Here is a 19062-nt window from a genome sequence, read left to right as displayed (position 1 = left end):
AAAGTGATATCGCAAAAAAATATTGCGTTATTTGCATTTGATTGTACTGCTGCATACAAATAGTGTCAATATCTAAAAAATGTTTATTTACATAAAAATATTATTAAAGTTTATTCGATGTTTTGATGTTTAATTAAACAAAATGTAAGTATTACCTATTAATAGAAGTATCAATAGAATTAATCCCAAGAAAATAATAATTATTATTATGGTAGTATTTAATCATGTTTTGTTCCCTTCTTTATTATACTTAGGTGTTTATTTCAATATTCTTAAACCATCGTTGATATAATACATTACTATAAAAGTAGTATGCCTAATTTTATAGTATTTTAAAAAGGTACTACCATAATTGCGAATTATGGTAATACCTTTTTAGTTTATATAGTTTATTCTCTAGTTAATCTGTAAAAATCTGTAGTTTTCGCACTTTCCGACCATTATTCTAGAAATAGCATTCAAAATAGGTGATAATTTTAATGGTATTTGAGTAGAAAATAAATAATTAATTTTCTTATGGAAGAGCCTATGTCTTTTCTTTTTTTTAGTGTAGCAGTTGAACTATTATCCGGAGGGGTCGCTATATAAAATTTTTAGTAGAATTGATAGTCGCGACTCTGAGCAATTTATCCTTTTTTAAAAATGCTCTAAGGAATTCTCTTCAGTCGTCTTCTAAAAAGGACTAATAATACTCGTTTTTTATTAATTCAACTTCAGAATCAATTTCTTTATTCTTCTCTTCGACTTTACTTGGAGATCCTTTATTTCGAAAGTAATCGATATCGAACCATTTTTGTTCCTTTTTTATTTCAATATGGCGGACGTCCGACCAAAAGATTTGCTGATCGTTAATAACGAAATAGTCGTCGTAAGCCTCACCAAGAAAGAGGCCTACTAGAGGGTCTAAAAACCGTCCAAATTCGTTCTTGGTGTTTAATTGAATAGAAACCGATTTGTGATAAAGAAACGATTCTGAGAGGATCACGTCAATCTCCTCTCGATTCATTAGCTCAAGAGCAGCAACTTCTTTGATTGCCCAGGCTTCGTTTTCTTTGATTCCTTTGACCAGCTCGTCCATGGCATATGCAGTCCCCCACTTTAACCCGAATGGCCGATCATGATACTCGTTGTAATCTAAAAATGATTTTTTAGTTCGCTTTACCATTGGAACCACCTTCGATTCCAGCCAAGCCTCCGGCATGACCACCTACGAGTGATGAACGAGCGATTGCGCGTCCGCCTTCTAAAAGGCTATTGGCGTGCACAATGGACTTAAACCCGTATTGTTTGCGAATAGTGTCTACAACATAATCTATTTTCAAGTCTTTTACTTGTTCGTCTGGATCAGCAAATAGGTCTAATTGTAACGCGTTCGAAAAAACTAATTTCGAACAGTTCACGCCAACATGTCGGATATCCTGGTACTTGTAATGGCGATCAAATATCTGGAGTAAGTAGTTTGCAGTTTGTTTGCTGCTGTTGGTAGCAGGCACCTTCATTTGCTGACTAAAGCCGCGATTGCCAGCTCGATCGATGTAGCCCATAGAAAAAACGATCCAAAGTGATACGACTTCAGCTTTGGCTCCTGCACGTCGTAACCTGGTTGCTACCTGATCGGCCATTTCTTTTATAACGATTTCGATTTCATTTCTTCTAGTATAATCACGATTCAAAACCTGACTATTACCTATAGATTTTGACTTCGGAGAATATTTTTGACCCAGAAAGGAGCGATCAATCCCCCATGAATTTGCATATAATTGTGTACCTAAAACACCAAACTTTTCCTTGATTTTATAATAATTCGCATGAGCGAGATCATGCATGTTGAAGATACCCATACGGTATAATTTGACAGCTGTTTTGCTCCCTATTCCCCATACGTCGGTCAAATTGTCAATGGTCCAAAGTTTTTCAGGGACGTCCTCATAGCGCCACTCTGCTCTCATGTGTGGATTTTTTTTACTTTCGAGATCCAGAGCAAATTTGGCTAATAAAGGGTTGTCTCCTATTCCGACTGTCGTATAGATTCCGGTACGCTTATAAACGTCAATTTGGATCATTCTAGCCAGCTTGTTTGCGTCTTTAGCACCAAACATTCGCAATGAGTCTGTAACGTCTAAGAAGCTCTCGTCGATGCTATAAACGGCATGATTTTGTTCGTCAGCATATTCCTTGTAGATATTGTTGATTTCCATATTTTTACGCATATACAACGCCATTCTTGGTGGCGCGATTGTTAGATCTTCCGGATAAGGAAACGGCAAATCCCTTGCCCTGCTTACATTAGAAATACCATAGGTTGCCTTTGCAACAGGACTTGATGCCAGGATCAGGCCACTTCCTCTCAGGTTCGGATCGTCTGAAGGATACGACATAACAACCAATTTAGTGTTAAGTGGATTTAATCCCCTTTCTACGCATTCTACTGAAGCATAAAAGCTTTTACAGTCGATACAAAGGATATCGCGTGAGGGTTCCTTCGAATAGTCGAAGGTAGGATTCACACCAAACTGCATGGCCATGATAAATCCCCTTTTCTAAAAAACGATACATTTTATATACGCATTAGAACATGAGTTCGCTTTTGGTGTCAAGAGAACTACTCGGTCTTTTTATTTATAGTGTTATTAAATTTCTCGTTTCTCCCTTCTTATTAAAGGATTTTTAAGAATTTTGTTTGAAAATTGCTATTTTATGTACAAAAATTGGGAAGCCTCCTTGTTTTCTAGGTATACATGTGCATGACTATATTTATATACATGTATATGATTGCCAATATGTTTATGTATATGCGTATTTTTTTATAGTTTAAAAAAGAAGTATAAGCAAAAGCTCACACTTCTTTTATGTATCAATCCGGAAATTGACGGGAATATTCAGCATTAATCAGATCACGAATTACCTCTGAAGCGGACTTACGTTTAAGTTTCTTTCTAAGGATCTGCAATTTTTCCTTGTCTGAAGGATAAAGAGTTATTTGAGTAGGCTTTGTTTTTTCTACTTCTTCTGCTGGATTTAAAGCACTGTCTAATCTAGCAGTAGTAAGTTTTTCTGTTATGGGAGTATCTGGAGTTCCCTCGAACGTATTTTTTGCTTTTTCGAATCTATTTGCCATTATTTATCACTTCCATTTAGTTTATTTAGTATAGTATCAAAGACTCCCCATGTATGATCAAAGAAATTTTTGTGTTTGTTGTAGAGATCTTTGTTCTTTGAAATTTCAACTAAAGGCGTCATTTCTAAATTAGCTGTATTTACCAGCTCTTTATCTGGAACGTAACCTAAGTAGTTTGGTTCTTTGGAAATAATCTCTAAAAATTCCTTGCTAGAATTAGTATTATGTTTTACTTTATTGCCAATAAAGTAATATTTAGCAACTAAATAGCTTTCTCCTGTTCGTACTTCAACCAGTTCTTTGCGTAAAGTATCGATATCTCTGCCGAGTTTCAATAACGCTTTGAAACCGTCCATTGAGGGATCAGATACTCCTAGAACAACGTCAGAAACAGCCCAAGCGTTTTGTGTTATTAAGCTCGTATCGTTGTGCGTATCTATGAATATATAATCATACTTTTTTTGAAGTTCTTCGATATTTTTTACATACCAGGAAAACAATATTAAGCGATTATTTGGTTTGTCCCTAATGAGATCTTCTATTTCTGCTAGTTCAGGACCGCCTGCTAATAAGTCTAAATTTTTATGAATATGGATAGGCTCGACGTCGTTTCCTTTATATAAATTAGAGATCTTGTTCTCGTCCTTTAGCAAACCAAAGTCATATTTTCCATACCTATCGGATAGGTTTCCTGATTTATCTTGATCGATGAGGAGCACAGTAGCTTCTTCTGAAGTCTTTTCAGCCAAATTATAGAGGGTACTGGTTTTACCTGTACCACCTTTTTCAATATTTGCAGTCAATGTGAACAATATTTTTTCCCCCTTTTTCTCAGTTATTGAGTGAATAGACGATCTATAAACATATTCATATACATATTTATGATGGTAAATATAAACATGTATTTATTTTAGTCAATTAGTTCGGATTCTTTTTTGGTATGTCTTACCTTGATGCCAAGTGTTGTGCGACCCTCTTTAACAGATTCATACTCGATGTTCATAGTAGTTAGGTTATTAATGTCCTCTTTAGCCTTCCTGAGATACGAAAGGACTCTGTACCATTCAAGATGCTCTTTTTGGAATAACTCTTTTACCTCTTCTACTGAAAGATATATTTCAGTATTAGGTTTACAGGACTGTAAATATTCGTAAAGCTTCTTTGCGTGAATACTTTTTAAATTTACTACGTCAAGGAAAAACAGCTTAGTAGATTGACCTTCAACTAGATTTAATAAGTACGGAGCAAGGTCAGAATCAAGTCTCAACTTAACTTGGCCATTCTTTATGTATGGTTTGTCAAGCCAGCGACCGATTGTTTTAGCTCCGTCAGGTAGCTCAATCCAAAAGCCTTTATTAGCTAAATTTAGTAGTGCTTTTTCAGTATTTTGATGGGCAGCCCCACCTTGACCAAATTTACATATTTCATTTAATTCTGCGATAGATGTTTCAACTGTAAAAAAATCACCGTCGGTTTCTTTGATATTTGTTACCATATAATCGACCAGAGTAAGTTCTTTTGCTGACAAGGAATGTTTCGCTTTTTGAATTAAGCTATTGGATTTTTGGAGTGTTTTGTTCCTTTTGTTGTCTATTTCGTTTAGATCAAATAGCACAATGTTTTCCATAATAATACCGTTTTACCTTTCTAGAAGATTTTCTCTATATACAGTATACTACACATGTTTATGTACATCAATATATTTATATACATAAACATATTGATTATTAATCGAAATGAAAAGTATGATTCTTGGACTAGTGTTTTATATAGTTCTCTAGGTATCAATATACATAAACATGTTTATATTCGTGTATATATTTATGTGTATGTATAGATATAGGATTTGGAAATTTCTATTACTAGAAAAGATGGACATTAAGGAATACGAAACAAATAGCATAATATTTTCCATAGCAATATCGTTTTACCTTCCTAGAATTATGTTCTTTAAATGAAGGATACTTACCATGTTTATATACACCAATATATTTATATACATAAACATATTGGCATTTAATCAAAATGAAGGATTATGATTCCTAAAGTAATGTTTTATAAAGATCTTTACTGCTAACAAACATGATTGCGTGCATGTTTACGTATAGGTACATATTAATGTATATGATTAATGCTTTCTGGCAGCAGTAAGATGCGCAATAAGGAATCTGAAATAAATAGCATAATATTTTCCATAACAATATCGTGTTATAACTCTAGAAAATTTTCTACATAAACATAAACAATTCTTTTCGAATGGAAATACATGTTGGTATATACATGAATATAAACACGTACATATACATATACATACACGTATACATGTATATGATTGAGAATATTCTAGTAGTTGTAATAATAGACATTAAATCTTTTAAATCAAAAATGGGGCATCGATCATTGAAATAAAAATGCACGTCAGAAAATAGAGTGAATCAGTGAGCGGAAATAGCATATAATTTTCCATATGAAAGTTAGTTATGATTCAAGATATAGATATAGATATATAAATATAAGAATCCAGACTGTGGTAGATAAGAGAACCCGAAAAATGTAGCATAAAAAATTCCATAGTATCTATTTGTATTAATGCAACGGAACTGAGCGAAAATGAAAAGTAAGTAGCATAAGTTTTTCCAATGTTTATAAACATAAATATAGCTATGTTTATGTTTATAAATATGTCTAAAGGATAGTGTATCATTGGTTTTGGAAACCACAACAGCTGATGCTAGTGGGATAATTACAAAAATCAATTTTTTATCTTTATGGAAAAACATGTGCTATATTCGGAGGTGGAAAAAGGTTGATATTACGCTATTTGTATATTTAGCATAAAAAATTCCATGAAAAAGGGAGTTTACATGTTTAAGAAGTATGGGGTAAGATGATATAGAAGAAAAATACATAAAAAAGAGACGGAAAAATAAGTGAATTGGACCTCACCTACTTTTCTGAATCACATAAGACACTATGTGTTCTCGCTCGTCTCCGGAATTTATGTAAGTGGCTGACAACCACTTATGTAATTGGATAAGTTTCTTCGGACTGACAATCCGAACTTACAAGCTTATCTTACCATTTTTAGACGAGCAACTCAATATATATACGCTTATTTTGTCATGCAATTTTAAAGAAATTTTGACTTTCTAGGCCATTGAGGGAACACAAAACGAAAGTTTATTTGTGTTCTCTTTTTGTTTGGAAAGGATAAGTTGGCATGGTAGCTTCTTTAGACGTCGTTTATTCAACGATCTTACAAAACGGTATTCGTAAATTTAAATATAAAAATAGCCGCCTTAAACCGTTCACTTTTAGTGATAAATCAGGAAAAGGGGCTATCTTTGCGTACCGTTCAAAGGAACACATGATCGAAGGAATCGGCTTGGTAATTACGTCGGAAGAAGGAATTATCGAAAACAATAATAAATTTAGCCATTGGACTCCCAATGTTTATCGATATGGAACCTATGCAGATCAAGGACGCCAATTTACAAAGGGCCACTCGGAGGACAATTTGCGACAAATCAATACCTTCTTCGTTGACTTTGATACCTTAGACCCGAATTTTGACTATGGAGAAATTTTATTGGCAAGCCATGAGCTGGGTTTTATGCCAACAATGGTTTTACGTACGCCTCACGGATATCAGGCATTTTATGTATTAGAGAAACCAGCTTATGTCACAAAAAAATCCAACTTCAAAGTGATCAACGTAGCAAAAATGATCTCTAAGAACTTGCGTGATGCCTTGGCAAAAGACTTTCCTGTAGATGTGAATGCCAATCATTTTGGAATCACACGAATGCCTTCGGAAGATAATCTTCTGTTTTTTGAACCACAATACCGATATAACTTTGCGGACTGGATCAACTGGTCGATGCGTATGGATGCAGATAAAGCAGCAACCTATAAGAACGTCTTTGAATTACCGTCAAATCAAGATTTCCGCCAAGTTGATGAACCCTGGTTCCGTTTGTTGATGCGAAGTGAAAAGATCCAAGGAGAGAAGGGGAGATACGGCCGAAATAATGTCATTTTCACTTTATCCTTAGCCTATTTTTCTTCCGGATACGAAATTGAAGAGTGCGAGTTGGCAATGTTAGAGTTCAACGATCGATTGGCTAATCCTCTTACTGATAGGGAATTGACTCGAATTATTCGATCAGCTTATTCGAAAAAGTACCAGGCAGCGCATAGGGAGAAAATAATTTTGCTATGCCAGGAATGGGTTGATGAAAGTTTATCTGAAGAACAGCTGTTTAACAAGAAAAAGGGCTGGTGGAAATTTAAAAAAGAGCGTAAAGCGCGCAAATATTCGCACAGTCATGAGTGGGCGCAAGATCTTTTGGAATATTTGAACCAACAATCATACACCTATAAACCTTATATCGTTTCTACAAAGAAACAACTGAGAAAAGAACTAAAAATGCCTGAGCGCTCGTTGGACAAAGTACTGAAGCAACTGAAGAACGAAAATAAAATCTATTTCCGGATCCGTTCCGGACGAAATGGCGGAATCACTTTAGCGTCGGTCCATGGCTTGATGCGATCACTCATCCGAGTGAAGAAGAAAGTCCAAGAAGCGTATTTTAGTGCAATTTCAGAGGCTTTTGGATTGGCACGTACATTTATCTATGAAACGCTGGAACAAATGTTAGAGGGCCCCAAGAAGGCTGAACAAATGAAATTGTTTGAGGTAGATACTGGATAAAATTAAAACCCGCAAATTGCCTTTTACATTATATCTATGATACTTTTTCTATTTTTCTATGACCCTAAGAGACCTGTCTTGCTTGCTCGTTTTTGAGAAGAGTAGTACTATTACTGCATACGCAGTGATATCGAAGAGGAGGCTTACTAACTATGAGTGTGAAAACCTACGTGTATCCACATCCTATCAATGCTTTTGTCATTGGGCGTTTAGGGATTAGTGTTGAGGAGTTTTGTGAACTGCATGGTTACAAACAGGGTACAGTATCTAGCTGGGTAACGAGAAATAGGTCAGTTAAAGCTATTCCATGCGATTTTCTTTATAGTTTGAGCCTATCTGCAAGTATACCTATGGATGGGGTCTACAAAGAGTTGCTACTGCTGGAAGAGCAGTTTTATCTCAGTATGAATCCCAAAAAAGAAAAGACGTATGTCGATTAGGTTTTGAGAGTGTTTGAAGGAGGAATTGTCCCGAAAACTTATTGATGGCTTGGACTGAACGAAGTGAGTGAAAGGCATCAATAACGTCGAGGGCTACATGAGCTTGCGAATGATGGTTTGTTTCTTTTTAGAAGGAAGTCTTTGAGTTACTGACTTTAGGATAGGGAAATAATTTAAAAATTAATTGATTGATCATAATAAAAAGAGCCTAAATAGCTCTTTTACCAATTTATGGTGATCTTATTTTTATGGTTTTGTTTTTCTTGTTTTTTTAGGTTCTCAAATGAGTTTTGATATGCCTTAAATGCAGGTGTAGTTCCAAAAATTGCTTTACCAGATTTTAACTATTTTTCGTAACACTCTAGAATTTCTAGCTCCTCTTTCTCGCTGTTTACAGTTAAATAGAGCAGGCGATAATTCAAAAAATGGGCTTGGAAGTAGTAGAAAAAGTTGTTGTTGTGTTTCGATAGTTCTTTTAAATCAAAGAGGAGCAATGTTGCTGTTTCAAATTCTTTGTTATCGATGAGTATATCCGCGATATTGCTTTGACATATAGGTATATATGTCTGAAAAATACGTGGCCGCAGTTCTAAATCCGGATTGTTTGAACGGAAGAATTTTGGCGCTATGGCTTTCAATTGAGCAACAGTAAAGTAAGTGGTTAAATCTCCTACTAATTTTAGGTCGATGGAAGTTAGTATTTTTGATTGATAAATTCGGTTGAAAATAGATTCCATTTCGTCTGAAGAAATGGCTGGAATTAAGTTACTATAGCTTGAATAGACTGCTTTTAACAAGAGAAGAACCTTATGTATACCATTGTTTTTCTCTTGTTTGTAAGTATTTTCTACTTCCAAATAAAAGTGTTCTATGTCGGAGAGATTGCTGCTTTTTTGGGTTGTCAACTCATTAAATTTTTTGTGAATGATCCTTTCTGATTCTGATGTAAATAGGCTTATAGCTTCAATGTCTTCCCAATTCGCGTGTAACCTATTTACTTCAAGATTGATGTGTATTTGACCATTTTTCATTTTAGAATAGCATATCTGAAAGCATTTCAGTTGTTTCAGTCGTATGTGAAGCACGAGATAAAAGCCAATCATAGAGAAATTTCTGGCAATCAGAGTCATGAAAGTTTCTATACGAATAGTGATCTTTGATCAATTGTGTATGTTGACTGATTGTCATTTTCCTAGAATAAGAATCAAATTCACGTGGATCAATAGATAATTGATTAGCCAGATACACTATCACTTCTAACGGAATTTTTGAAAATTCAGTAAAAAAAGTTCCTAAAAATCGCACTGTACCAAGCTGTACAGCAAAATCAAGTTTAGTGGAATCTAATCTCATTTCATTAATAATTTCCCTATCAAAATCAGTTAATTGAAAGTATAACTGTAATTGTTCTTCCGAAGGAACACCCACAAACGTACCAAAAATTTTTTCTTTTACCATTCATTCCTCCAAACTTTCCAAAAACTATCGTCTTTTGATACCCTAGCATAACCAATAATCATATAAATTCCCTCCAAATTATATTCTTGCTTATTATGAAGAGTTCTCTTCTTTTTGGCAACGGTTTATTATAAACTTTTTTATAATGAGTTTTTGAAAACTGGAAATGCTGACAAATCAAGAACTCAAAATAGACAAATTAGATTCTAAAAAACTATCAAAATTTAGATCGTCAAATTGATCAGTTAAAAAATTTTGGTGCAGAGAAGATTATTAAAGAAAAATATACAGGTACAAAAAGAAACCGCCCAGGAATTGAGCAGCTTCTTCAGACGATTCGAAAAGAAGACAGTGTTGTAGTAGAAAGCATTTCTAGACTCGGACGTAATACTTTGGATATTTTGAACTTGATTCAAGAATTGGATCAAAAACAAATTCAATTTGTTTCTCTCAAAGAGAATATGAATACTTCAACACCCACGGGGAAGGCCATGTTACAAATGATGAGTGTGATCGCAGAATTAGAACGGAATCTTTTGGTTGATCGAGTCCGTGAAGGAATCGAAGTTAGTAAAAAAAGAGGGGTAGCGATTGGCCGTCCTAAAATTCCACAAGAGAAACTAGATATTGCAGTTCGAATGTACAAAAGTGGCGATTATTCTGTCAAAGAAATCATTGAGACCAATCAAATATCTACAGGAACCTTTTACCGTGAAATCAATCGACTAAAATTGAGAAAGCTAAACAAAAGAACCGAACAACCGACTTAATTGTCCATTAGTTGTTCGGTTTTCTACCGCTATTTTCTGTACGGATGTTCCAGTGACCCCAAGGACGGGAAAAGACTTTGGATACAAAAAAAGAAACGAAAAAAGAGCTTCGGAAATATCTTTCTCTTGTGGCATATTGCCACGAAGAACATTTGGCTTTTGATCATGAAATAGGGAAAGATCCTGATTGCTTAAGTTGTGAAAATTTCAAGAAGCTCACTGCTTATGTCAAAATTTTTGAAAAAAAATGGCCTCTTATCGCGACTAAGAGACGATTGAAGTTGTTGAAAGGCAAATAAAGAAGCGCTCAAAAGGAGTATCCTTACTTTCAGGGTCGGTTGTTAACAAGTGAAGAAGCGAGTGCAATTTATGTTGAAACTGGACCGGATTCTTATTGTCAATTACCAAAAGTTTCGGAGAAAAAATGTGGGATCATTGCAAGGAAAAGAAAGCGCATAAAAAGAAGTGTCATTACTGTCATACCGATGAATACCTGGTCTATACAGGGGAGAATCCCCAACAAGTGATTGATTTTTGTATAGGGTCTGATGTTTTTAAAACCAAGAAAAAGAACAAAATGCAGATTAATTCGGCCAAAGGATCAATCAGTGCAACACCAGGAGACTATCTGGTAAGAAACAAGTTGAATCAGATTGCGATATACTCGTCCGAAGAGTTTAATCAGTTAATTGAGCCTGAAACGTTTGATGTTTGGAAGAAAATGTAACAGGGCTATACAAAAGAAAAACGTCTGAAGCTGCTTCTAAAATGTTTTGTCACTTTTGACGAATCCCATAAAAGTTGTTATAATTCAGGTGTAGGTAAAAGGTGCTGGTAACACCTTTTACAAAACTGTTACGGCAGTGATAATAGGCTTAGCTTAAAGGATTAGTCCTTTAAGCTTTTTATTTTGTTCGCAATCTCTAAGATCAAATTAATGATCGTTAAGATTGCTAGAATATTTTGCAACATTCTATTTCAGAATGTAACCTTTCCCATTCCACTGTTATTCATTGGCAGACCTCCTTACAACCAACGTTTCAAATAAGAAATTGCAAAGTTGATTGGGGTCACCACGACCGGACAGCGCTACACCTGAATTATAGCAACTTTCTTTTCTAGTATAACATATTGAATTTTTTGGTGTGATTGTAAAATTAATCATATTCTATATTGCATTTTTTATTTTCCGGGTATAAACTATTTTTATCTAATTAAATTTTTTCATTTTTTCCTTTGGGAGCTGCTAATGCAGCTCTTTTTTCTTGCACTTTTTGATAAAAAAACAAGGTATATGGAATCACTGGATTTGAGTTTTATTGAGAAGTTTAATTTCAGAAAAATACAATAAATATTTAAATTAACTTTAGATACCCCTAAATCAAACATTTCTAAAAATTATTTTAGTGTGATTTTCTTGCGATTTTTTTAAATCATTAAATGAATTTACGAATGGTTCTATATTTTGCGGAGCCTCTTTGAATAGTAATTGTGCTGCATTTATCCAGTCTTCAAATTCTTTTAGTATTTTACTTTTTCTATGTTCATTTTCTTCTTTGAAAAATTGTAATCGATAATTTAGAAAGTGGTACATGAAAATATAAAAAAAGGAGTTGATGCAAGTAGAAGTTGATTTTAAATTATCAAGGATATTTTCTGCTTCAGCAAAATAGGCATTGTCTATAAAGATGTCGGCAATATTCGATAATCCCTGTAAGGTGTATAACTTTGATGATCTGGGATTGACTAAAAAATCTTCTAAATCTTTTACCATTAGCTTGGGATATAACTCGAGCAATTGTGGGATAGAAAATTCAGATGTTAAATCACCTATTATTTTATAATCAACAGAAGTTAATATGGTTGAAATGTTTATATTTTTAAAAATTGATTCAATTTCATTCGGTTTAATTTTTGGAATATAGGAGCTTTCTTGGGAATAATATTTTTTTAATAATAAATATAAACGTAACAATTGGCTGTTCTTCAAATCCAGTGAAGAAATTTCTTGGAATAATTCTTCAATATCGCTTAAGGAGGATTTGGGATTACCTGTCAATTGATTATATTTCTTTGAAATTCGATTAATTTGAGGATCAGTAAATAAGTTGAGCGATTCTACATCTGTCCAGGAAGCATTTAAACGAGAAAGAAATTCATATCCATCTTTTAAACTTAAAGAGAGTTCTCCTTTTTTTATTTTTGAATAAGTTGATGGATCCATAATTCCTAAACATAATTCTTTTTGTGAAACATGTTTTGCTTGTCTCAGGTTTTCAATAGCATTAATTAAATGGTTAATCTCTAATTGTAGCATAATTTTTATTTTATTTGGCAAAAATGGAAGATTCTTCCATTTTTAATTTTTTCCTTTCTTTTTCATTTTAAATCTGATAAATTTTATTTATAAATATTTATGTTTTTTTTATTGTGACGATATTTATCTTAATTAGAAAAGAGGTTTAGTAATGGGCTATTTATTAGGGTTTATTGGTAACATGGAAGAAATGTTGCGTGATATACAAATTGTTACCCGTGGATAGTGAAAACAGTTGATTACAGATTTACAAGCCTAATAATCTTGTGTTTTACTTAACAATATGGTAACGTTTATTCAATAAAAATAGAATAGTTGCTAGTTTCGGTTTGAAACTAGACAAAAAAGGAGCCATTGCCCCTCTCGCTAATACTAAATTGGCGTTTAGTATTAGGTCGTTGAGGGAACAATGTCAGCCCCTATGTAGATAGGACCTACATATGCTGTTTGCTCCTCCTGTCACAGTTTGAACTGCAACGGTCATATTATATCAGAACTTTATAGGGGAAGAAAGCGAACTTTCTTTCGGATTTTATAGAGCTAGTATCTATGACGGATAGTTGTTTATTAAAAATAATTATCTAGGACTATAAGTTACTAGGATAGAATGACTTGCAGTATCGTGACAGTGAGGGCGAGGAAGTGTATGTAAATACGCTTCCTCGCCCTTTTTTGTCTAGTTTGAGATAAAAACAAACGATAGAGGGGAGGGAGAGACAAAATGGAAAAATACTTGATGAAGTATGGTTATCGTTGTGTTTTATTTCGCAAAAAAGATCAGACTGGAAAGATAATAGCTAAAAACTATTTAATCACAGGTACTAGATTGATAGAGATAAAGATCAGCCACGTAGCTAATCGAATCTCTTATGTTGAAACAGGAAAAGAAGTTCGTTTTCGAGAGATTGAGAGATATATCCGACTAGTTTTTGATAAGCAAGGAATACTTATTGCAAGACGGGTGAGTCTTCGTTCTCCTCTTAGATTTACAGGAAAAGGAATGGGAAAACTTGTTACAAAAAATGTGATATGAGTAAATTATTTTTACTTTGGAAGCAGAGAAACAGTCTTATAAATTGATTGTACAAGAGGCTGCGAATTTTGACATAGGATTAAATAAAAAGTGCCGACACTTGATCCAAAGGTGATGTATCAAGAAGGTCAAGAGTAAAAAAGGGAGCATAAAATGAGAGAGATTACTGCTATACAATTGGTAAAGGATTTGTCCATTTTAGATACAATGGATCAATTGCTGACGTATTATGCTCGTTTTTGTTTAGATAATTACTTGGTTGAGGAAGTGCAGGAGGCAATCAAAAAATGTAATGATATTTATCCAGCGTATCATTTTACACATGAACTTGTTTACGGTGGATTTGGTCATGATTTAGTAGTCATTGACATTAAACGAAAGCAGGCATATGACTGTATCCCAAAATTCCACACTTATGAAGAACTGTTTGAGAAACTTGAAAAAAAGTATGGCATAAAAACCACTGCGAAATTTCATTGTAAGCCAACTGAACGGCTGACAACTAAAGAATTTCAACAAATACTTGCTTTTTATCAAAGTATTTGTGTAGATAGTTTATTTGAAACAGATGATAATGTTACATGAGCATGACTTGATACAGTTTATAGATTAATTCTACTATCAAAAAGTAGTTGACTAGCTGGAAGAAATTAAGGGATGGAGGAAGCTAACTTGAAAGAATGTAAGTACTGCACGCCAAAAGAAGGCACTTGTTATGGTGAATCACTTAAAACTGATTTCAATCAAATTGATACCAGAATTGATGGTCTAAATGGCTGCCTAGATATTAGAGGGAACAATGATGATGATATGGTTTTAATTAATTTTTGTCCTATGTGTGGACGTGATGTTTCAGAAGGTCACGATTAGGTACGCTAGTGGAAGATATAGCGGAATGAGGTGAAAGGAAATGTCTGAAAATCATTTGAAACGATTATCGAAAGGAACGGCAAGTATGTTTGATGCCAATCTACTAATCTTTAAAAGTTTGCTAGAATTTGAAAAACAACGTGTAGAAGAGATTGCTAAGTATGGTAACTATGCTACTGTTCCGAGTATTTACAATGATTTAATGAAATGGTTCAAGGTACAAACGGGGTTGGAATATAGCCAACAGAATTTAGTGGTAAAAATAGAGGAGTATGAAAATCATGGGTAAAAGTTTATCACAAGAATTAAGAGAATTTGCTTTTAGAGAGAGTGATGATCCTATAGCTGAACTAGATCAATTAGCGGAAAGAGCAAAAGAATTAGAAATGATTTCTGGTGCGTATAGAATTATTTCTGAAGAATTAGGTCAAGCGGTTGTGTCACAAGCACTTGAAAATTATTTGAAAAAACAAGTTGATTAGTGACAGATACTACTAACTTTAGGAAAAGAAAAATGAAACGGGTATTGTTAATTACGTGTTCTCAAAAAAAAGGTGCAAATGCACCCGTCAAAGTCATTGATAGATTTCCCCAGTTGAATCAGCATCATACACTTCTCCATCTGGAGTAACACGATAGAATCCTAATGTGCCAGTACCTCCGTTTGCAATGGCGGCTTCACTTTGTGCTTTGAATAGATAGTCACTGCCTATCATTTCCCAAAATGTTAGTCTTGTGTCTGCGGAAAATCCGTATTTTTGTTTAATAGCTTCTTTTGCATCCTCTTCATTTGAAATAAGGGATACTTGGCTTGATGAAGACGTTGTATGATTTGAGCTGCTTGTTGAAGAACTTGTAACTTTTGTAGAAGATTTTGTAATTGAGGATCTCACGTAGCTACTAGAAGAATCTTTATAACTTTCATGCGTTGAAGAATTTTTGGTATCGTTATTATTTGCCGAGCATCCTGAAAGAAATCCAATAGCAATAAGGTATAGAAAAATTTTTTTCATAATATATCTCCTTTTATTTTATAAACGAATTATAGCACAGAATAATTATTGAATATGTATTTTTATGGGATGAACTGCTTTTTTGAATAGTCAGTTATCCACCAAGTTAGTGGAATGAATGTTAGAACAGAAGTAGTTTGAAAGAAACAAAATTATAAATGAATCAACATTTTGTATTTGCCTGAAAATCCTCTGAGGATATTTCGAAAGTGAAGGATTTGCTGAAGAAGTTGCTAATTGAAGGGGGAGTCAACGCGGTCCAACGTTAGGTTGACAGCTTTCTAAAAGAGGTATCTTTTAATGGTCTCAAGCAAAAGAATCAGTAAAGTAATGAAGCAGCCGACTAAAACGGTTGTGTAACAACATTTACAGACGATCTTATCTAAAGAGCAAATATGTTCCCGAAGTTATCAGCGTAGCTTATAGGGCTTTGGGGCTACACAGTCGTTCTTGTAACAAAGAACAAATGGCTGTTTGCTACATACATGTAGATACTTGCGAAGACCTTGTCTTAAAGCAAGCGAGCATTTACCGTTTTCTACTAGGGTTAGAGTTATCGGACGCCATAAAACTCGCGAATTTATTTTTGGTAAATACAAAATGTTGAATAAAAAATAATTTTGGAAGGAGAGAACTATGGAAAAGAGTTATAAACAAAAAAGGAAGAACAAACGAATCAAACGTTTAGAGCTGCTGATCCTTTTAAGCAAGGATCAAGACTGGTACAAAAAGGAGAATGAGTTAGTCCACGCAATCCAAAGAAAGGTAAAAGAGTTATCTTTTCCAGAACAACACGCTCATCTGGATTTAACAATAAATAATTATAAAAAATTGTATGAAAGGAGGATTCCAATAAAGGATATGCATCGATATTTTGGTATATCTTCAGGTAGTTTTCTTTACTGGAGAAAAGAAAATGGGCTGATGAAAGAGAACAAAAAACAACAAGAAATAAGTTCAGAAAAAGGAGTATTCAGTGAAAAATCGTATTAGAAAATCGATTAATCCAACTTTTTTAGTTGCCATTACACTAATAACAGGGCTGATTGTCTTATTTAGTTTATTTATTCTATTGCTGTTTTTTATATTTTGCTTCTTTGTACTTTTTGAAACATATGACTGTGATTAATTATAAAAAATAAATAATTCTTTATGACAAACTAATTATTCTATTGTATTATTGGTGTATAAAAATGATTAGAATATTTTGAAAATATAAAAAGGGGAAAATATTTTGGAAAAGGTTACTGTAATGCATGTATTTGATGAAGCACAAGATATTTATAAAAATTTTAAAGGGAGTATTTTTTCATTCGAAATATTAGATAATCATCGAATGTTAAAAGGAAAGCCACCTTATACAAAAAAAGAACGTTTGACGTTGATTTCTTACTTACAACGAAAATACGGTCTTATAAGATCTTATCGAATGATGGATGGAGAGACTGTAACGCATTTCTCCTTTGAAGAAATGAAATAGAAGTAGTAAACAATGAAAAACTCTTTCTGTGAATTAATCAGAAAGAGTAATTGAATCATAGGTAGAATAGAGAGGGTCTCGTTTTGCAAGACCAAACGTATTCTCTAATTGAGTAATTTATATGAGCAAACTAAAAAAACGAACCCTCAAAGAAGTGTGATATAGAAGGTTCGTAAAAGGCTAAAGGGAGTTCGCATTGGTTGGCAGTTAACTAATATTAAGAAATTAATAGATGTGTAATTATTTTAGCCTTTTTATTTAGAATACTAAATTATCTCAAATTGTCAATGTTGTTAATTAGCCGATTTTTTTCTAGGCTTAACTTTTTTTGCATAGGATTCTACGTCACTTTTAAGGTATAGGCGTGTAGTCGAAGGCCCTTTTTCGTCACCGATTTCAATAAAGGGTTTTATATGTTTTCTTTTTATAGCACTGGAAAACCCTTCATAATTTAATCCAGCAACTTTTGAAGCTTGTTTTCGGTTGATTAGATTTGATTCTGCCCATTCTTGAATTTCTTCTAGAGTGGTTAAATTCATAGCTATTCCCTTCTCTCTATAAAATAATTAGAATCTGAACTAAGTTTAGTATATCAAAAAATAAAAGAGGAACAAAATCACTTGCACCATTGAACTAAGTTTGGTACAATGTATTTGTAAATATTTATTAACTATATTTGGAGGTATAAATAATGAAAAAGTTGAAAGTATTTGTAAGTGTAGTAGTTGGTGCGGCATTAGGAGTTGTGTTTGTAACAAGTGGAACAGATGCCCACGCGTCAGAAGTAGACGGTGTTTGGATTCCACGTACAGTTGATCAAATCAAAGCAGATATTGCGAAAGCTAAAGACAATAAGTATAAGATTATCTGGGGAGATACATTGAGTGGTATCAGTCAAGCAACAAATTTGACGGTACGGAAACTGGTGGACATGAATAAGATTGCCAATGTAGATTTGATTTATGCTGGAAATACGTTAGTTTTTGAAGGAAATGTGGTTTCTGTAGAGGATGATAAAGGAGAAACAGTTGCTCAAACAGTGATTCGACCACAAGATAAGAATGATACTAATAAACCAGTAGGAAAACAGGAAGCTACAAATCAAGCAGAAGAAAAAGCGCAAGAAACATCAGCTCCTGGTCAATCACAAACGAATCAAGCAACGAATACACCAGATACAACACCTGGAACAAACGCTTCTGTTTCCGGATCGAATAACAATCAAAACGGGACAGTTAGCTCGACAACTGGGACAACAGCCCCTTCAAACCAAGCAGAAACTCCAGTACCATCAACTGGTTCTTCTGCAGAAACATCATCAGGTAATCAACCAACACAACCAAGTCAACCCGCGGAAAAACCAACGACACCGACACAACCAAGTACAGGTGGAGAACAAGGCGGTACAACGAAACCTTCTGAAACACCAAAGCCAACTGAACCAACGATTGTACGTGGTGAAATTGGAAATTCTGCAGGTATGAAAGATCAAAATGGAAATGTGGTTTCTGGTTTGTGGGATGATGGTACAGAAGCGAACGAGTTTGGTAATTGGGGTATGATGAATATGGAAAATCCAGACGGTAGTTTAAAATGGGGTGGATATGAAACATGGGGAGTTTACTATAGTGATGGCTCTGAGAAAACAACGGTAAACTTTTATACAGAAGATGAATTTAATAAAATGGCTGAAAATTGGAATAACTAAAGAGAATGAAAGGTACTAAGAAATATCTTGGTACCTTTTTTGTTTGGAGTGAAAAAAGATGGATGCATTACCACGGGTGAGATCACCAGATCAAATAGAATAAGAACAACTATTCACGTCGTTATCGATTTCGGTAATGGC

23 protein-coding genes are annotated in these 19062 nt (G+C 34.0%); 13 read left to right on the top strand and 10 right to left on the bottom strand.

Translation table 11 applies throughout. The features are described from left to right. Positions 1-682: 682 nt before the first annotated feature. From FE005_RS16115 to FE005_RS16095, 5 genes are all read right to left on the bottom strand, one after another. Positions 683-1165: a hypothetical protein gene (locus tag FE005_RS16115; RefSeq protein WP_138372282.1), complete on the bottom strand. Its 483-nt coding sequence runs from the start codon at positions 1163-1165 to the stop codon at positions 683-685. After that, positions 1149-2525 (bottom strand): Y-family DNA polymerase, encoded by a 1377-nt coding sequence (locus FE005_RS16110; RefSeq protein WP_138372281.1) that lies wholly within the window; start codon positions 2523-2525, stop codon positions 1149-1151. The genes FE005_RS16115 and FE005_RS16110 overlap by 17 nt, the downstream gene beginning before the upstream one ends. Positions 2526-2854: 329 nt before the next feature. Then, complete coding sequence (locus FE005_RS16105; RefSeq protein WP_138372280.1) at positions 2855-3118, bottom strand: ribbon-helix-helix protein, CopG family; 264 nt, start codon at positions 3116-3118, stop codon at positions 2855-2857. Beyond that, positions 3118-3930, bottom strand: coding sequence for a ParA family protein (locus tag FE005_RS16100; RefSeq protein WP_175413587.1), 813 nt, complete (start codon positions 3928-3930; stop codon positions 3118-3120). The genes FE005_RS16105 and FE005_RS16100 overlap by 1 nt, the downstream gene beginning before the upstream one ends. Before the next feature lie 98 nt (positions 3931-4028). Next, complete coding sequence (locus FE005_RS16095) at positions 4029-4745, bottom strand: replication initiation protein (RefSeq protein ID WP_103301265.1); 717 nt, start codon at positions 4743-4745, stop codon at positions 4029-4031. 1593 nt (positions 4746-6338) lie between these two features. Here FE005_RS16095 and FE005_RS16090 point away from each other — a divergent pair. Further along, on the top strand, positions 6339-7832 hold the full coding sequence (locus FE005_RS16090) for a primase C-terminal domain-containing protein (protein ID WP_138372279.1): 1494 nt from the start codon (positions 6339-6341) through the stop codon (positions 7830-7832). A gap of 152 nt (positions 7833-7984) precedes the next feature. After that, positions 7985-8272 carry a type III secretion system protein PrgN gene (locus FE005_RS16085; RefSeq protein WP_138372278.1) on the top strand — a complete coding sequence of 96 codons (288 nt, stop codon included), beginning with the start codon at positions 7985-7987 and terminating at the stop codon, positions 8270-8272. A 344-nt stretch (positions 8273-8616) separates the two neighbouring features. Here the strand turns inward: FE005_RS16085 and FE005_RS16080 are convergent, their stop codons facing one another. Beyond that, entirely contained in the window at positions 8617-9303 is a 687-nt protein-coding gene (locus FE005_RS16080; protein WP_138372277.1) for a hypothetical protein, read from the bottom strand. Position 9304: 1 nt separating this feature from the next. After that, complete coding sequence (locus FE005_RS16075) at positions 9305-9730, bottom strand: DUF4158 domain-containing protein (RefSeq protein WP_138372276.1); 426 nt, start codon at positions 9728-9730, stop codon at positions 9305-9307. 203 nt (positions 9731-9933) lie between these two features. Between FE005_RS16075 and FE005_RS16070 the strand changes: the two genes are divergently transcribed. The 3 genes from FE005_RS16070 to FE005_RS16925 all read left to right on the top strand — a co-directional run bounded on the left by FE005_RS16070 (position 9934) and on the right by FE005_RS16925 (position 11227). Continuing rightward, positions 9934-10500 (top strand): recombinase family protein, encoded by a 567-nt coding sequence (locus tag FE005_RS16070; RefSeq protein ID WP_103301260.1) that lies wholly within the window; start codon positions 9934-9936, stop codon positions 10498-10500. Between the two features lie 77 nt (positions 10501-10577). After that, positions 10578-10799: a hypothetical protein gene (locus FE005_RS16060; RefSeq protein ID WP_103301259.1), complete on the top strand. Its 222-nt coding sequence runs from the start codon at positions 10578-10580 to the stop codon at positions 10797-10799. A 125-nt stretch (positions 10800-10924) separates the two neighbouring features. After that, positions 10925-11227, top strand: coding sequence for a hypothetical protein (locus FE005_RS16925; RefSeq protein ID WP_175413586.1), 303 nt, complete (start codon positions 10925-10927; stop codon positions 11225-11227). Positions 11228-11881: 654 nt separating this feature from the next. Here FE005_RS16925 and FE005_RS16055 read toward each other — a convergent pair. After that, a complete protein-coding gene (locus tag FE005_RS16055) occupies positions 11882-12838 on the bottom strand; it encodes an Rgg/GadR/MutR family transcriptional regulator (RefSeq protein WP_175413585.1) in 957 nt (318 codons plus the stop codon). Positions 12839-13538: 700 nt separating this feature from the next. Here FE005_RS16055 and FE005_RS16050 point away from each other — a divergent pair. The 5 genes from FE005_RS16050 to FE005_RS16030 all read left to right on the top strand — a co-directional run bounded on the left by FE005_RS16050 (position 13539) and on the right by FE005_RS16030 (position 15202). Beyond that, positions 13539-13850, top strand: a complete 312-nt coding sequence (locus FE005_RS16050; RefSeq protein ID WP_103301256.1) for a hypothetical protein — start codon at positions 13539-13541, stop codon at positions 13848-13850. A 153-nt stretch (positions 13851-14003) separates the two neighbouring features. After that, the gene (locus FE005_RS16045) at positions 14004-14435 is read left to right on the top strand and encodes a hypothetical protein (RefSeq protein WP_138372274.1); all 432 of its coding nucleotides are present in this window, start codon (positions 14004-14006) and stop codon (positions 14433-14435) included. Positions 14436-14522: 87 nt separating this feature from the next. Then, positions 14523-14720, top strand: coding sequence for a hypothetical protein (locus FE005_RS16040; RefSeq protein ID WP_135172256.1), 198 nt, complete (start codon positions 14523-14525; stop codon positions 14718-14720). Between the two features lie 40 nt (positions 14721-14760). Further along, on the top strand, positions 14761-15009 hold the full coding sequence (locus tag FE005_RS16035) for a hypothetical protein (RefSeq protein ID WP_138372273.1): 249 nt from the start codon (positions 14761-14763) through the stop codon (positions 15007-15009). Further along, positions 15002-15202 carry a hypothetical protein gene (locus FE005_RS16030; RefSeq protein ID WP_138372272.1) on the top strand — a complete coding sequence of 67 codons (201 nt, stop codon included), beginning with the start codon at positions 15002-15004 and terminating at the stop codon, positions 15200-15202. The genes FE005_RS16035 and FE005_RS16030 overlap by 8 nt, the downstream gene beginning before the upstream one ends. 93 nt (positions 15203-15295) lie before the next feature. Here the strand turns inward: FE005_RS16030 and FE005_RS16025 are convergent, their stop codons facing one another. Next, complete coding sequence (locus tag FE005_RS16025) at positions 15296-15733, bottom strand: hypothetical protein (RefSeq protein ID WP_138372271.1); 438 nt, start codon at positions 15731-15733, stop codon at positions 15296-15298. A 636-nt stretch (positions 15734-16369) separates the two neighbouring features. Here FE005_RS16025 and FE005_RS16020 point away from each other — a divergent pair. Both FE005_RS16020 and FE005_RS16015 read left to right on the top strand, forming a co-directional pair. Continuing rightward, positions 16370-16726: a hypothetical protein gene (locus FE005_RS16020; protein WP_138372270.1), complete on the top strand. Its 357-nt coding sequence runs from the start codon at positions 16370-16372 to the stop codon at positions 16724-16726. A gap of 241 nt (positions 16727-16967) precedes the next feature. Further along, entirely contained in the window at positions 16968-17213 is a 246-nt protein-coding gene (locus FE005_RS16015; RefSeq protein WP_138372269.1) for a hypothetical protein, read from the top strand. A 293-nt stretch (positions 17214-17506) separates the two neighbouring features. On the opposite strand, the gene FE005_RS16010 is transcribed toward FE005_RS16015, so the two are convergent. After that, positions 17507-17752: a hypothetical protein gene (locus tag FE005_RS16010; protein ID WP_138372268.1), complete on the bottom strand. Its 246-nt coding sequence runs from the start codon at positions 17750-17752 to the stop codon at positions 17507-17509. 152 nt (positions 17753-17904) lie between these two features. Here FE005_RS16010 and FE005_RS16005 point away from each other — a divergent pair, with 152 nt between their 5' ends. Further along, positions 17905-18921 (top strand): LysM domain-containing protein, encoded by a 1017-nt coding sequence (locus tag FE005_RS16005; protein ID WP_138372267.1) that lies wholly within the window; start codon positions 17905-17907, stop codon positions 18919-18921. Positions 18922-19062: the final 141 nt, after the last annotated feature.

It is taken from the genome of Enterococcus sp. M190262 (genome assembly GCF_005843965.1).
Lineage (GTDB): Bacteria > Bacillota > Bacilli > Lactobacillales > Enterococcaceae > Enterococcus_D > Enterococcus_D gallinarum.
This window is presented reverse-complemented; position numbering and strand designations above follow the sequence as displayed.

Excerpts from the sequence above, each read along its gene's own strand:
- FE005_RS16115 (WP_138372282.1), bottom strand. The coding sequence starts at position 1,165 with ATGGTAAAGCGAACTAAAAAATCATTTTTAGATTACAACGAGTATCAT.
- FE005_RS16110 (WP_138372281.1), bottom strand. The coding sequence starts at position 2,525 with ATGGCCATGCAGTTTGGTGTGAATCCTACCTTCGACTATTCGAAGGAA.
- FE005_RS16105 (WP_138372280.1), bottom strand. The coding sequence starts at position 3,118 with ATGGCAAATAGATTCGAAAAAGCAAAAAATACGTTCGAGGGAACTCCA.
- FE005_RS16095 (WP_103301265.1), bottom strand. The coding sequence starts at position 4,745 with ATGGAAAACATTGTGCTATTTGATCTAAACGAAATAGACAACAAAAGG.
- FE005_RS16090 (WP_138372279.1), top strand. The coding sequence starts at position 6,339 with ATGGTAGCTTCTTTAGACGTCGTTTATTCAACGATCTTACAAAACGGT.
- FE005_RS16085 (WP_138372278.1), top strand. The coding sequence starts at position 7,985 with ATGAGTGTGAAAACCTACGTGTATCCACATCCTATCAATGCTTTTGTC.
- FE005_RS16080 (WP_138372277.1), bottom strand. The coding sequence starts at position 9,303 with ATGAAAAATGGTCAAATACACATCAATCTTGAAGTAAATAGGTTACAC.
- FE005_RS16075 (WP_138372276.1), bottom strand. The coding sequence starts at position 9,730 with ATGGTAAAAGAAAAAATTTTTGGTACGTTTGTGGGTGTTCCTTCGGAA.
- FE005_RS16925 (WP_175413586.1), top strand. The coding sequence starts at position 10,925 with ATGTGGGATCATTGCAAGGAAAAGAAAGCGCATAAAAAGAAGTGTCAT.
- FE005_RS16050 (WP_103301256.1), top strand. The coding sequence starts at position 13,539 with ATGGAAAAATACTTGATGAAGTATGGTTATCGTTGTGTTTTATTTCGC.
- FE005_RS16045 (WP_138372274.1), top strand. The coding sequence starts at position 14,004 with ATGAGAGAGATTACTGCTATACAATTGGTAAAGGATTTGTCCATTTTA.
- FE005_RS16035 (WP_138372273.1), top strand. The coding sequence starts at position 14,761 with ATGTCTGAAAATCATTTGAAACGATTATCGAAAGGAACGGCAAGTATG.
- FE005_RS16030 (WP_138372272.1), top strand. The coding sequence starts at position 15,002 with ATGGGTAAAAGTTTATCACAAGAATTAAGAGAATTTGCTTTTAGAGAG.
- FE005_RS16025 (WP_138372271.1), bottom strand. The coding sequence starts at position 15,733 with ATGAAAAAAATTTTTCTATACCTTATTGCTATTGGATTTCTTTCAGGA.
- FE005_RS16020 (WP_138372270.1), top strand. The coding sequence starts at position 16,370 with ATGGAAAAGAGTTATAAACAAAAAAGGAAGAACAAACGAATCAAACGT.
- FE005_RS16010 (WP_138372268.1), bottom strand. The coding sequence starts at position 17,752 with ATGAATTTAACCACTCTAGAAGAAATTCAAGAATGGGCAGAATCAAAT.
- FE005_RS16005 (WP_138372267.1), top strand. The coding sequence starts at position 17,905 with ATGAAAAAGTTGAAAGTATTTGTAAGTGTAGTAGTTGGTGCGGCATTA.